General features: G+C 41.6%; 11 protein-coding genes. 6 read left to right on the top strand and 5 right to left on the bottom strand.

Annotated elements, in window-relative coordinates:
- Positions 1-284 precede the first annotated feature (284 nt).
- From myaer_RS15490 to myaer_RS21370, 3 genes are read right to left on the bottom strand one after another with little or no spacing between them, the layout of a single operon-like run.
- Positions 285-1,067, bottom strand: coding sequence for a DUF3153 domain-containing protein (locus tag myaer_RS15490; RefSeq protein WP_046662757.1), 783 nt, complete (start codon positions 1,065-1,067; stop codon positions 285-287).
- Positions 1,068-1,069: 2 nt separating this feature from the next.
- Positions 1,070-3,322, bottom strand: a complete 2,253-nt coding sequence (locus tag myaer_RS15495; RefSeq protein ID WP_046662758.1) for a ribonuclease R family protein — start codon at positions 3,320-3,322, stop codon at positions 1,070-1,072.
- A 52-nt stretch (positions 3,323-3,374) separates the two neighbouring features.
- Entirely contained in the window at positions 3,375-3,539 is a 165-nt protein-coding gene (locus myaer_RS21370) for a hypothetical protein (protein WP_158524804.1), read from the bottom strand.
- Positions 3,540-3,742: 203 nt separating this feature from the next.
- Here myaer_RS21370 and myaer_RS15500 point away from each other — a divergent pair, with 203 nt between their 5' ends.
- Together myaer_RS15500 and myaer_RS15505 are read left to right on the top strand one after the other, a co-directional pair.
- Positions 3,743-4,564, top strand: a complete 822-nt coding sequence (locus myaer_RS15500; RefSeq protein ID WP_046662759.1) for a hypothetical protein — start codon at positions 3,743-3,745, stop codon at positions 4,562-4,564.
- Positions 4,565-5,267: 703 nt separating this feature from the next.
- A complete protein-coding gene (locus myaer_RS15505) occupies positions 5,268-6,308 on the top strand; it encodes an acyltransferase family protein (RefSeq protein WP_158524805.1) in 1,041 nt (346 codons plus the stop codon).
- Positions 6,309-6,497: 189 nt separating this feature from the next.
- Here the strand turns inward: myaer_RS15505 and myaer_RS15510 are convergent, their stop codons facing one another.
- Entirely contained in the window at positions 6,498-7,694 is a 1,197-nt protein-coding gene (locus tag myaer_RS15510) for a DUF4377 domain-containing protein (protein ID WP_235614755.1), read from the bottom strand.
- 616 nt (positions 7,695-8,310) lie between these two features.
- Between myaer_RS15510 and myaer_RS15515 the strand changes: the two genes are divergently transcribed.
- From myaer_RS15515 to myaer_RS15525, 3 genes are all read left to right on the top strand, one after another.
- Complete coding sequence (locus tag myaer_RS15515) at positions 8,311-8,655, top strand: YbaB/EbfC family nucleoid-associated protein (RefSeq protein WP_046662761.1); 345 nt, start codon at positions 8,311-8,313, stop codon at positions 8,653-8,655.
- 59 nt (positions 8,656-8,714) lie between these two features.
- Entirely contained in the window at positions 8,715-9,437 is a 723-nt protein-coding gene (locus myaer_RS15520) for a pyridoxine 5'-phosphate synthase (protein ID WP_201262018.1), read from the top strand.
- 67 nt (positions 9,438-9,504) lie between these two features.
- Positions 9,505-9,816 (top strand): MgPME-cyclase complex family protein, encoded by a 312-nt coding sequence (locus myaer_RS15525; protein WP_002783106.1) that lies wholly within the window; start codon positions 9,505-9,507, stop codon positions 9,814-9,816.
- 40 nt (positions 9,817-9,856) lie between these two features.
- On the opposite strand, the gene myaer_RS15530 is transcribed toward myaer_RS15525, so the two are convergent.
- Positions 9,857-11,497 carry a DUF655 domain-containing protein gene (locus tag myaer_RS15530; RefSeq protein ID WP_046663806.1) on the bottom strand — a complete coding sequence of 547 codons (1,641 nt, stop codon included), beginning with the start codon at positions 11,495-11,497 and terminating at the stop codon, positions 9,857-9,859.
- Between the two features lie 228 nt (positions 11,498-11,725).
- Here myaer_RS15530 and myaer_RS15535 point away from each other — a divergent pair, with 228 nt between their 5' ends.
- Positions 11,726-14,152: a dynamin-like GTPase family protein gene (locus myaer_RS15535; protein WP_046662763.1), complete on the top strand. Its 2,427-nt coding sequence runs from the start codon at positions 11,726-11,728 to the stop codon at positions 14,150-14,152.
- Positions 14,153-14,161: the final 9 nt, after the last annotated feature.

Genomic DNA, 14,161 nt, shown 5'->3' on the forward strand with positions numbered 1-14,161 from the left:
GTCTCAATTATGACTATGATTTGATCCTAGCCAAGATTTTCCCTATTGTTGGCCAATTTTTGGATCAGTTTCATAAGTTGGCTAATTTTTCTCTCATTGATCATTAAATTTTGGTCAATAAGTAGCTGGTTATAATTAAATTGAAGATGGATCCCCCCTTAATCCTAGGGTTGATTCCGGGTAGGGTTGATTCAAGGTAGGGTTGATTCATGAATCAACCCTACCCTTGATAAGGGGGGTGTCTGACAGTTTTTAACACCTAACTACTTACTTGCCATCTCAATTTAAGTCGATGGGGATACACCGGGCAAGCGTTTATATTTCAAGTAATAGGCAAAACTTGTTAATAAAACAATAATTATTGTGCCGATACCTAAATAGTTAGGAACCCAAAAAGCCGCCGCAATGGTGTTAATTTCTCCCGGTTTTAAATGCCAAATTAACTGATTATCAACTTGTTCTACTGGGGGATTTAATCCTGAGTCATCTTCAATATTTTGACCAGCTAAGGGAGTCTTTAAAGCGAAGTCGATATCGACTAAAGAACCGGGACTAATGATAATATTTCCCTGTTCGGAAAGTACACCTAAAGCCCGCAGATCAACGGTTAATTTTAAGTTTTTCTGGGTCAAAAAGAACCAATCTTGTTCTGTAACTGCCAGTTTTGAATCTAGTTGCAGTAACTTTATATCATCGGTATTAGCAGAATTTTTGATTTTAAAGGAAGAACTAGGATCAAAAAATTGATTGAATTTTTCCTCTAATTCCTGACTATTACTAAAGGGAATAGTCACGATTATTTCTCGTTCGGAAATAGGAGCGGTTTTCCCCTTAAGTAATTTTGCCCTCTGTTCGATACTATTTAACCATTTAGTGGCTTCGGTTTGACTGAGACTGGTTAAGCGTTGTCCGAGGGTGATATGTTGAATAATTTCCCCGTGGTGTTGGTGGGGAAAATTAATGCCCACATCGTAACGGACACAGCCAGTTAAAAAGAGAAAAATACCGCATAAAAAGGGCAGAATAAAGCGGGTTTTCCCGATTTTTTCGGTGGTTGGTTGATTCATAATTAATCTTCTTCTAAGTCGTCATAACTTGCTGAACTGCCACCGCTAACCGTAACTAGATCGATTTGCTGACGATAATAGTCTACATCTTTTACCTCCACTTCTACCTCATCACCGAGACGATAGGCGACGCGATTTTTCCGTCCTACCAAACAGCTATGACGGGCGCGATATTCGTACCAGTCATCCTTGAGAGAAGAAACATGAACCAATCCTTCCACTAATAAATCGGAAATTTCCACGAAGAAACCATAGGATTGTACACCGGTAATTAAGCCGCGAAAAACTTGACCCATTCTTTCTTTCATTTTCTCAGCTTTTTTCAATCCTTCTAGGTCTTTTTCGGCATCTTCAGCAATTTTTGAGCGATCATTGAGATGGGAAACAATGAGGTGACTTTCTTCTTCTAACTCCTCCTGAATTTGACTTGGGAGAATATTCCAATTAATCTGTCCATGACAGCTATTACTGCCCAAATTAACCCCGACTTTGACGATTTTGCTGCGGCGATCTTTCCCCTCGGTTAATAGGAGTTTTAACACCCGTTGTACCCAAAGATCGGCATATCTTTGCAGGGGGGAGAGACAGTGGGTATAATTGCTAGGATAGGCCAAACCAAAATGGGGTAGAGGATGGCTGCTATATCTAACTAATTTGAGAGTTTCTTGCAGGAGATAATTGAGGACTTTCACCGATGAGGAAGCGGAAAAAGTGCGGGTGAGATTTTGATAGTCATTGGGTTTAATCTCCTCCTCGGCAGTTAAATTTAATTCTGCCCCTAAATTATTGGCTAATTTGAGTAAATCCTCCAATTCATCCCAATCCGGTTCCGATTGTCCGCAGTAGATACAGGGCAAGTGTAAAGCTTGCAAATGTTCAGCGACGACTTTGCCGGCTAAAATTGCCACTTCTGTCAGTAAAGAACGGGCTGGTAAATTATTAGAAGCGAGAACAGTCCCCCCCCGTCCTTCGTCTTTATAGGGAGAGATTTTGTCTAATTGAATATCAAAACTACCCCGCTGCAGACGTTGGGATTTTAGGGTGGGGCAAACGCTAAAAAATAAATCTTTCAGGGTTTCAACGGTATCAGTGGGGGCAGCTTCGCTATCTTCTTCACTGAGCAGATCGCGCACCTGTTGATAGGTAAAATGTTGATCCACTTGGATGAGGCTGCGGGTGATTTCGTACTCCATTAGATCACCCTTGTCATCGAGGGTGACGAGGATAGAGATAGCGGGGCGCTGTTCTTGCGGTGACAGGGAACAACGACTGGTAACGGCAGCCGGGACTAATGGCAGCACTTTTTCGCCTAAATAGACGGCAGTTCCCCGTTTTTTGGCAACTTTATCCAATAATCCACCCCGTTCAATGTAACGGACTACATCGCTGATATGAATGGCGACTCGCCAGCGATTTTGGTTGATTTTCTCCAAGGAAAAGGCATTTTCGATGATTGGGGGATAATCCAGGGGGGTGTCATCTTCGATGGTAAAGGTGAAGAGTTGGGTTAAATCTCGCAGTTGTTCTTTTTCGCCACTATCGAAGAAATCCGCTAAATTATCGGCAATTTCTAGGGCTTCTGGCGGAAAATTATGGGGTAGATCGTGTTTACAGGAGACGATATCCGTGTCGGCAGCGGCCTCGGCCGTGGAACCGAGAATGCGAGTAACTTTGCCGATGGGAGGCATTTCCCCTAGGGGATAACGGAGGACGGAAACATGAACGAGGTGATCGATGTTTTCTAGGAGATTTTGACCATTTTCGAGGAGATTAAGGGTAAATTTCAGACGATCATCGAGGGGAACCGCCACAAACTGCTCATTTTCCTGTTTTACTTGCGCTAGAAGCGAAGGATTAGCTCGTTCGAGAATTAATCTCACCTCTCCTTCCGGGGAACGACGACGGGTCCCCTCGCGGATGATTTTGACTAAAACTCGATCGCCATTCCAAGCGTTACTGAGATGATTTTTCGAGACGTAGATGTCATCAGCATCTTCGATATCTTGGATAGCAAAGCAAAATTCTTTACTGGAACAGCGCAGCTTTGCTTCTACGATATTTTCCTCGATCACGCGACGATAGCGCCCGCGTTCTTTGACAACCATTCCCAGACGTTCCAAAGCATCGAGAATCACTTGCAATTTTTCGCAGCTTTCGGGATCGTCTTCGCAGCCTAGTTTTTTTTCGAGAATTTTACCCGTAGCTAATTTATCATCACTAAGATGAGAGAGGAGTGTGGCGATCGAGAAGTCCATCTGACAATAATCCTTACTTACAAGACACTGACGGAATCGTGAATAATTAAGTTTAAATACTTAATAATGAGAAGGTGGATTGAAACCATTGACTCCAGAGATTATCTCTATCGGGGTAATTGCGATCGCTGGTGGTGACAGTGAGGGTAAACTGACCAAGCATCAAACACCCGAACCTACCCTGAGCATTATCGAAGCCTTCGTTAGTATAAGCCAATAGCGAACACCGGCAATTTTTTGGCGATCGCTAGTCTTTCTGGCGGAAGCTTCAGCCTAGTAGAATCTTGTTACTGTGGGCAAGGCTAATCCTAGGACTGAAAATTTTATCTAACCTTTAATCTTAGCAAGAACTTGCTACATTTTTCCATAATTACGATAGAGTATTCTCATATAAGTACAAAAGAACTCGAAAAAGTCACCATGTTGCAAAAGTTACGCCAACGTTACCCCCAAGTTGCCCTGATTAGTGAGTTAGTTCAAATCGATCACGGCAAGTATATTGTGAAAGCGAGCGTCGAAATTGAGGGAAAAACGGTCGTTACAGGTTTAGCGGCAGCAGATACGGTGGAAATCGCCGAAGATAGAGCCAGAGAACGAGCTTTACTGCTTTTAGAGGCTGAAAGCTCTCCCGATCTCCAGCCTGTGGACAAAGTCAGCCCCAATAATATTTCTCTACCGTCCGATTTACCTAAACCCGTCGCTAGTGCCAAAAAATCGACCAAAACGGCTAAAGTCACTGAAATACCTCGTCCTGAAGCTAAAATTGAACCGGAATTACCCCCAGTTAAGGATATTCCCCCGGCTAAAATTGAACCGGAATTACCCCAAGTTGAGGATATTCCCCCGGCTAAAATTGAACCGGAATTACCCCAAGTTGAGGATATTCCCCCGGCTAAAATTGAACCGGAATTACCCCAAGTTGAGGATATTCCTTTACCAGAACCAGAGCCTTTATTATTAGAAATGGAAACCGATAATTACTCCTTATTATCAGAATTGCCAGAAGAAGCGAGTTTAACTGAAGAAGAACCCCCAGCACCAGAACCAGTTGTTGTTATTCCCGAAGAAATCGATTATTCAGTCCTTAAAACTAAAATTGATGTGGAGATGAAACGATTAGCTTGGACTACAGAAAAAGGTCGGGAATACCTGATTTCTACCTATGGCAAAAAGTCCCGTTTACTACTAACTAACGAGGAGTTATTAGAATTCTATAACTACTTATCTAGTATCAGTGTCTGAGTAATTAGGGTTTGCTGAAAAAGTTTCTAGTGGGGGCAGGGTGTGGGGTGTGGGGTGTAGGGTGTAGGGTTGTACCCATTTTCATCTGGTAAATTCCCTAATTTTCAGGGAAAAAGTCCCTAAATTTTCCCCCCGATCCCTCCAATGGCTGGCACTTTTTGATTGACAAAAAGTCTAAAATTATTACCCAACAAGGTTTTTAGATTTATTCAGCAACACCTAATTATTAGTCAGCAGTTAGCTGTCAGCTTTTGAATGCTAGAAACCCATTAACTTGAGAGGGCATATCATATTTTCAAATCTATAAGTTGAGATTTCCCGATAGCAACTATATTCTAAGCTGTTGACTATCTAAATTGCTCGTTAAGAATGCACCAGAGTGCCGGAGTTGGGAGCAGGGAGAGGAAGTTTGAGCATTTGTACTAAAATTTCCAATAAGCAGTTTAAATTCAGTACAGCTTAGAATCGGGGGATATTTCTAATTTTTTCACTCAATCCCAACTTTTGGGGGTAGATACCCCAAACCCTAGCCCGTTGGGGGGGGACGCGACTGGACGGCCTGTGTACGCAGTTTCAGATAGCCGTGGCGTATTTTGACAAGATGATCATTCTGGCTTAATACATACTAGATTTTTGGGAAAGAATCGAGCATTTAAGAGTTGACTAATTTAGGAACTGTGGATATAATCTTAACCCAAAGACTGTGGGTTATTTTTCCATGAAGCGGATTGTCGGTTTAGATTCACTAAGAGCTATGGCTGCCCTCTGGGTAATGATAGGCCATGGTGCTGTACCACCAATTACTGCTGGCCATGATGAATCTTCGTTTTTTCCTTGGGCTTTGAATGGAATATACGGAGGCTCTTTTAGCGGTCCGGCTGCTGTTATTGTATTTTTCGTTATTTCTGGGTTTTGCGTACATTATCCATATTCCTGCCACAAAAAATTTAACTTGGGTGAATTTTTTGTGAGACGTTATCTAAGAATTCTGCTACCTATGGCTGCGGCAATTTTAATTATTCGAGCAGTAGGATATATTCCTTGGGATAGTCCGAGGCTTCTTTCAGGCATTCCTGGATGGTCTCTAGTGGCTGAATTGATCTACTATTCCTTGTACCCTCTTTTGGTTATTATTGGGCAACGGGTTAAATGGATTAATTTATTTTATATAACCTTTATCATCGGTATTTTCTTTGCCTTCACAGTTCCTATCAATAATATAAATTATCCAGCCTGGGGCTACCGAGGGGACTGGATTCTTGGATTACCCTGTTGGCTCTTGGGCATTTTGCTGGCGGAATCTTTGAAAAATCCACTGCCTAACCCGACTTCTTCTAGTATTTGGACTTGGAGAATAGGAGCGATTATTCTAGGTTCTATTACCCGTAATTTGGCTTTTCAAAGGATTATTGGTAATCATCTGACACTAAATTTCTTCGCTATATACGTTTTCTTTTGGCTATTGCGTGAAGTCAGTTATTACAATAAACAAGAGAATAAACCTCTAGCTTTTTTAGAATGGGCTGGACTATGGAGTTATTCTCTTTTTCTTATTCATCCTCTGGCTTTTTATCTATTCAAGTCCATGCAATTACCTAGTTTTGGTTATATGGTCGATTGGTTTCTGAAATTTAACTTTGTACTCCTTCTGAGCATTGCCTTTTATTTTGCTGTGGAAAAACCATCTCATCTGCTTTCCAGAAGGATTGGTCAAATGCTCACTATTAGTCCATCTCAATCTTAATCTGGACTTCAGTTAGTTTAGGGTAATTTTGTCATTACCTTCGGGAAATAATAGGGCTGACCTACTAATACCCCATCAGGATTTTAGGTTATATTCATGTTGAGGTAAATGCGCCTAATAAAACCAACTTGCCACCTAGACAAAGGGGAAGTTTGTACTGGGGTTGTTAAACCCAACATGATATTATCCCTAATTTCTCACAGCTTCTGTTTCCGCTTCTTTGGGAACAACCACTGGCAATCCGCTGACCGTTTCAATTTGATAAATAACGCGACTTAATTGGGAGGGACAACAGAGAGGATCCGTGTCTTTATAGCGATTAAAAACTACAATAATTCGATCGCTATTTTGTAAAACAATTCTCTGAGATGCCCCATCAGCGCGAGAATCCATCGGTCGCGGGGAAAGAGTGCCAGCAAATTTACCATCAACAAAAACAAAGTCTTGATAACCCATCGGTCGGCACATTCCATCCACTCCACTCATGGCCGAAATAACGCTAGTTTTGCCATAGGTTTGCACGGCCCCGTAGAGTAACCATCCTGCTTTATTAAGTGCTTGATCATTGGCAGTAATTGCCGGCCGAACCTGTTCACGACACTGGTTATCGATCACGGTTTTAACGGGAGATTTGGGGATAGATGCCTTGGCTTTATTCCAATTAGTTAACGGTCGATCAAACCAAGCTCGCGGAGTCTCTTTTTCTGGGGTTTGGCTAATAACTTCTAATAGCTTCCATGTCTCCGAACTTTGATTATTAGCTGGATTGGAGACGGTTTCAACACTAACTTTAATTTGATATAAAAATCCTGGTTTATAATCAAATCCCTCGATACTATTGGCGAACAATCTCCAGTTTTCCTCTGGTTTTTCTCGCATCTGTAAACAGTCTTTGGTTGTGCCTTGGCTGCAGGGTTGTTTCCGAGAATTGATATAAATTGTCCTTTCCGTGCGCGTGGTGGTCGGTGCGGGGGTAAAAGTGAGTATTCCTAAACCTTCGGGAGTACGATAAAATAATTGTAAATCGCCTTTAGCTGTCACTTGGAATTGTTCCACTCCTTGCAGGGCGGCCAGATATTGATTTTCTTGTTTCATCTGCGGTTCTGGACAAGCTTTTTTCGTAGTAGCGATCGCTTGGTTAACCTTGAGCGTGTCATCATTGACTTGATAGCCGGTATTATACTGGTTGCATCCAGCCGAACCACTGAGGATATTTTTCTGGAAAGCGGCAGTAATTTCCGTTTCTTTCACCAAACTTCCGGCTGTCCACCCCCTTAGTTTCCATCGAGTCCCCTCCAAAGGGGAAGTATTAGCGATCGCCGCTTTCCCCGCTAAAGCACAACTGAGGGCAATTGTCAAGAAAATTACCGTTTTTTTGGCGTTCAAAATTGCTATTCTCCTCGTCAAAGCAACAATTCTATTATGGCGTAGGGTAATCGAATGAGTGGTTAGGATAATTTTTAGGATTTCTCTTGCTGACCATGCCGTGACGGATTAAGAGAGAATAAGTTCCCGCAAACCTTAACCCAGTCAGAAAGTCATCGTTGTCATCGGAAATTTTGGGTCTGAAACCCCGCCGTTCTAGGTTGGCTTTACGTTAGAATTAAAAGGCCAGTCTCGAAAACCAAGTGGACGGCGCAGCACCTTGAAAACTCGGCTTAGGGGGTTCCGACCAGAAAAGCTTGGCCGGGTAAAAAGTCGCGCGCAACAAGTACAAGAAGCTATAGGCGGTCAACGTACCGTGGGACACACGGAATCGGGCTTCTGAAATGGGGCGAAAGTCTGTGGACTCTGTGTAAGACAGTACATGGTTTTTTAACTGTGGTATGCGACGGTGGTGGAAGCAGAAACTTAAATCGTGAGGTTTAGGAATCGCCGCACTTTTAGGGCGGCGAGGATGTCAATAATCACTTTTTGCCCTCAAATGGCCAAAAGTTGACCCCGGTTCACCTTAAGCAGTACAATAAAAACCTTGAGTGACCCCTTAAACAAAAAAAACATTATGGCACAAGGACAAGGATTCGGATTCGGTCTCGGTAAGATTAAAGAACTACAAGACGCTTTCCAAAAAGCGCAACAGGTGCAACAAGGGGCGAAAGTTCTGCAAGAAGAACTGGAAACTATGGAAATTCCTGGCCAGAGTGAAAATGGCTTGGTGACAGTCTATCTCAGTGGCAACCAAGAACCCCGGGGTATTGAAATCGATCCTGCTCTCCTCTCCCAAGAACCGGAGATTGTGGCCGAGTCTATTCTAGAAGCCATGAAGGCCGCCTATACTGCTTCTACGGAAACCATGCGCGCCAAAATGGAAGAACTGACCAGTGGTTTAAATATCCCCAGTATGTAATCGCTTTTGACCGCAATGGTAAAATGGAAAGTTGGACTAACAAGCGAGGAGGTTCAACTTTGCTGACTTTGGGTGTCAATATCGACCATGTGGCCACAATTCGCCAAGCTCGCCGCACCGTGGAACCAGATCCCGTGGCGGCGGCCGTTTTGGCCGAAATCGGCGGCGCTGATGGCATTACCGTTCACTTGCGCGAGGATCGTCGTCATATCCAAGACCGCGATGTGCGGCTCCTCCGGCAAACGGTGCGGACTCATCTGAATCTGGAAATGGCCCCGACGGAGGAAATGATCGCCATTGCTCTCGATATTAAACCCGATTATGTCACCCTTGTCCCCGAAAAGCGCCAGGAAGTGACCACGGAAGGGGGGATCGATATGCTGGGCAATTTTGACCGTTTTTGTCGGGTTGTAGAGCGCCTGCAATCGGCTAATATCCCCGTTAGTTGGTTTATTGATGCCGATTTTGCCCAAATTCAAGCGGCCGCTAACACGGGGGCGAAATTTATCGAACTCCACACCGGTCAATACGCCGACGCACAACAGGAGAGCGATCGTCAAGCGGAGTTAACAATTCTTAAAGAAGGTTGTGAATACGCTTCCTCTCTCGGTTTGCGGGTGAATGCCGGTCACGGTTTGACCTATTGGAATGTTTATGCCGTCGCCTGTTTGCCCAATATGGAAGAATTGAACATTGGTCACACAATTATCAGTCGTGCGGTTTTGGTCGGGTTAGAACGGGCTGTTAGGGAAATGAAATTGGCTATGCGTGGGGAATTGTAAAAGCCATCAGCTATCAGCTAATCTCCCGACTAACGAACAATTACACTGAAAAATTAAAGGAAAGATCATGACAACTTATTATTATTTGGTAGCCAGTCAAAAGTTTTTAGAAGAAGAAGCGATCGAAAAGGAAGTTTTGAAGGAAAGAATCAGGAATTATCAAGAAAAAGGTCAAGAAATTGATTTTTGGTTAATTGCCAATCCAGCTTTTTTAGATACTCCCGCTTTTGCCGATATCAAAAAGAAAACTCCCCAACCGGCAGCGGCGATTGTTTCTCTCAATCAACAGTTTATTACTTGGCTAAAATTGCGTCTAGAATACGTTATTACAGGACAGTTTGAGGCTCCTTCCGATACTATTCCCGAACCGTTAAAATAACCCTTTTGGACTGGGGCAAAAAATACAGACGAGGCAATCATCACCAGCTGACTTTGCCTTGCAGCTTGTTGATTTTTCCCTGACCGATTCCCGATACTCGATCCAAATCTTCTAGGGAAGTAAAGGGTTTTTGTTGCCGGGCTGCGATAATTTTTTCAGCTAATTTGCCACTGATACCGGGTAAACTATCTAATTCTTCTTTGGTGGCGGTGTTTAAATTAATTAAGCGCTCGCTTTTAATTGTTACAGATTGGGGGCAGTTTTTTCTATCCTGTTCGATCCGATTTTTAATAGTTTCCGGCAGTCCTAATTTAGCGGTACGGTAAAGATATTGAAATTCTCGATCGAAATGAGCGGCAACGGTGGGATTATCGATAATAACTAAAGCTTCATCGTTTTTATGGTTAGCGGCTCTTGACCAATTATGAGAACCAGTAATCACAATTTTATCATCGATTAAACCGAATTTATGGTGTAATTTATCTCCCGGGGCTAGAGCGGGAACTCCTAGGGTATTAATTGGGTTTTGCCAAGGCTGATTATCTGGTTCATAACGACATTTATTACTGAGAGCAACTCCTAATAAATCTAATCCTTCGCTATAGTATCGGAAGGCAAAACTAGGATCAATTAAAGCCTTAATTTCTATCCCTTTTTGATGTCGTTGGGCGAGAATATTAGCTAAAGGCTGTTCCGTAAAGACAAACAGGGCTAAATCCACGGATTTTTTAGCTTTATTTAAAGTTTCACCGATCAAACCATTGCTAGTAATTGCCCAGGGATAAGTGGTAGAATCGGGGGAAAATTTTACCGTCAGAATACTATTACCGATAAGGATTGTTTGCGGTTTTCTCTGGGGTTTATCTAAGCCAAATTTATGCTGATCTTCCCTTCCCCACATCAGATTAAATTCTCTTTGAAAAACTCTAGCTAGTGGGGGATTATTAATGACTAATAAGTGATTGGCATTCCCGACAGTTTGGGGATTAGAAAAGTCTCCATGAATATCACTTAAGGTATAGTTAGCTGAACTGATTAAAGTAGTGTAATTATCAATAACCATGAATTTATGGTGCATTAAACCGCTACCTTTTGAGCGATCAGTGCTATCATCAATTAGGGGAATACCAGCTTTTTTGAGGATAGTAATTGCATCTCTTTGGGCGATTTCCTCTGGAGTTAATTTACCATCGCGATTTATGTCAACTAAGTCAAAAAGATTTTGATAACGTTCCTGTTCTCGATCACTTAATTGTTCTTGGTTTTTGGCTAAACTATTAATAGGTTTATTGTAAATATTTTCGAGGATAACCCTAACTTTAATTCCCTGTTGCTGACGAGTAGCTAAAGCTTGAGCGATGGCGGGTAAACGTAACTCTTGCACTGCTAGATCGATCGAAATTTTTGCCGAGTTGATATGATCAATAATAACCTGTTCTAAATTATCCCCTGGGCGATTAATTTGGCGATAGGGATCGGTATAATTTGAATTTCGGGCTTGATTATGATTAAAATAGACTTGAATATATTGATCTTGGGGCAAGGGTTGCGGACGATTTTGGATAACATTCAGAGAATGACAACCACCCAAGAGAAAAACTGTTCCTAATAAAAATCCTAACTGTACCATGGGCAGAATTTTTTTTAATCTCCATTTATCTATTGCCATTTTTGCCCGCATAATTATCATTACCCTAGGATTCAGGAGACAGGAGGTAATTTTTACCTAAGCAGGTTCTCGGAAATCGGTATGTACTAAATTGATTATAATCAATCCTGATTCTAGATTCAAGACTAGGGCCTTTTCCTTGATTGCTTAAATTACTGAGCAAAGATGTGACATCTAGTTAGGGAATTTTGTTATAATCTGGGGAACAATAGCACTGTTCTTCTAGATCTGGGTTTTACCATGACTGAACTTTTACCCCAATGCAGTAATCTGGCTGGTAATGTTAACAGTATAATTGAACTATGCAAAGGCGAATCTTCTCTCCGCAATCAACAGGATACCAGCAAGATAGAAATTGCCCTACAAAAAGCCATTTCTCCCAAATTTGAAATCGTTTTTGCTGGTGCTTTTAGTGCCGGGAAATCAATGTTAATCAATGCACTTTTAGAGCGAGAATTGCTCTATAGTGCCGAAGGACACGCAACGGGTACAGAATGTTATATTGAGTACGCAGAAGCTGATGAGGAAAGAGTGGTTTTAACCTTTCTCAGCGAAGTAGAAATTCGTACTTTAGTCGATACCGTCTGTCAAAATCTACAATTAACTAATCCCAGTAACATTAATTCCCCCGAATACTGTAGTCAGTTAAACCAATACTGTCAAAAAATTATCGAACAGGAAGGGGGAGAAGGCAAATCCGAGCGAGCTAAACAAGCTCAGGGTTTAAAATTATTAATTGAAGGATTTACTCAAAATCGTGAGCGGATCCATACGCTGCATAATGCCACCTATTCCATGGAACAATTTCACTTTTCTAATTTAGCAGAAGCGGCCAGTTTTGCCCGTCGTGGTAGCAATAGTGCCGTCTTAAAACGTCTAGAATATTACTGTCATCATCCTCTCCTTAAAGATGGTAACGTTTTGGTAGATTTGCCCGGTATTGATGCCCCAGTCAAAAAAGATGCCGCATTAGCCTATCGTAAAATAGAGCATCCTGATACTTCAGCAGTGGTTTGTGTTTTAAAGGCTGCTTCTGCGGGAGAATTAGCCACAGAAGAAACGGAATTACTCGAAAAAATTCGCTCTAATGCTGGTATTCGTGATCGAGTTTTTTATGTTTTTAACCGCATTGATGAAACCTGGTACTCAGCCCAACTAAAACAGCGTTTAGAAAATCTAATTCAAACGCAATTTCGTGATACTTCCCGCATTTATAAAACCAGCGGACTTTTAGGGTTTTATGGGTATCAGGTGAAAAATCAAACCAATATTAATCAGCGTTATGGTTTAGATTCTATCTTTGCCGAAAGTGTTAAAAATTTAGGAGGAGAAGAAGAAACACCGCAATTTGTCAGCGAGTTTAATAACTATTGTGCCAACTCTGGGAAATTACTGGCAACTCCCTTTAAAGTTTCCATCCACGGTTATGAAACTCCTAATAAAAATTACTTCCGAGTTTTAAGTGAGTGGGGAACTCCTTTACTAGAGCAGTTAATTGCTGATAGCGGTATCGAAGAATTTCGCAGGGCAATTACTCGTTATCTCACCGAAGAAAAACGTCCGCAATTGTTTGCAACTTTAGCTGATGATTTACAATCTCTCTGTATCACTCTCAAAAATCATTACCAAGGGATTTATCGTGATTTAGAAAGTCAACCACGAGAAATTGAGGCGATGAAAGCTCTGGAGTTAAATCACCTCAATCAAGAGTTAAAGGAAGTGGGAGAGAAATTAACTAAACATATCGAGGGTTATGTCAATGCTATCGTGGTTAATAGCGATGAAAACTTTGAAGAAGACTTTAAGAAACTGAAAGCGAGAATGGTATCAAGATTGGATGAGTTATTAAATACTTTTTCTGTTAGAAATGCTTACTCGCAAGCGACTTTAACCCATCCTCGCAATGCTACAGCACCTTTATTAGCAGTATTAGTAGAAGCTTTTTATTATCTGTCTAACCAGCTAGAAGATGTGTTAATTGAGGAGTCAACCAGTTTAGTTAATCGCTTCTGTCAGCGTCTTTTAGATGCGGTAAGGCAAGGTGATTATTATCGGCAAATCTATCGTTTATTGGGTAACGATGGTGGCATAGAAAATCAGCTAAAACAGTTAGAATTGCAGTTAATTCATGCCTTAGTTTCTCAAGGGAGAACAGAGTGCGATCGTTATGTAAGAGAAAATCACAATTTTTACAACGAAGGCACTTTTTCTATCTTTCAATTTCGGCAAACTGTCCAACAAACTGCCCAAGGTTATGACTGTGAAAGTATTCTTGATGCCGAACCTGCTATCCGTCAATTACTTAAGTTAGATTTTGAGCCAAAAGTATCAGCGACAATTCAGATAAACTTCCGTCACACGGTTAATAATACTCTGAAAAATCAATTGATACCAATGGCAAAAAAACAAGCCGATACTATTCTACAACAGTTCAATCAAGCTCGTTCCTATCTAGAACAAACCTTAGAACAGGAAGCGGCGGAAAAAATTGCTAATAATGCCCACAAACAGCAAGAAATTCACCAAAAAATTGAGGATTATAATCAAGCGATCAACTCTCTCAATACTTGTTTAACTGCTATGGGTTTACAGAAAAATCATTTACCTGTAATTGGTGAACAAGAATTAGAGATTGTCCCAGAAGTTGTTAATCACTCCAGCAATTAATATGGGGAG

The organism is Microcystis aeruginosa NIES-2549, from assembly GCF_000981785.2.
Classification (GTDB): Bacteria; Cyanobacteriota; Cyanobacteriia; order Cyanobacteriales; family Microcystaceae; genus Microcystis; species Microcystis aeruginosa_C.

What these genes read in the sequence shown, in the direction of transcription:
- myaer_RS15490 (WP_046662757.1), bottom strand. Translation starts at nt 1,067, where the DNA reads ATGAATCAACCAACCACCGAAAAAATCGGGAAAACCCGCTTTATTCTG.
- myaer_RS15495 (WP_046662758.1), bottom strand. Translation starts at nt 3,322, where the DNA reads ATGGACTTCTCGATCGCCACACTCCTCTCTCATCTTAGTGATGATAAA.
- myaer_RS15500 (WP_046662759.1), top strand. Translation starts at nt 3,743, where the DNA reads ATGTTGCAAAAGTTACGCCAACGTTACCCCCAAGTTGCCCTGATTAGT.
- myaer_RS15515 (WP_046662761.1), top strand. Translation starts at nt 8,311, where the DNA reads ATGGCACAAGGACAAGGATTCGGATTCGGTCTCGGTAAGATTAAAGAA.
- myaer_RS15525 (WP_002783106.1), top strand. Translation starts at nt 9,505, where the DNA reads ATGACAACTTATTATTATTTGGTAGCCAGTCAAAAGTTTTTAGAAGAA.
- myaer_RS15530 (WP_046663806.1), bottom strand. Translation starts at nt 11,497, where the DNA reads ATGCGGGCAAAAATGGCAATAGATAAATGGAGATTAAAAAAAATTCTG.
- myaer_RS15535 (WP_046662763.1), top strand. Translation starts at nt 11,726, where the DNA reads ATGACTGAACTTTTACCCCAATGCAGTAATCTGGCTGGTAATGTTAAC.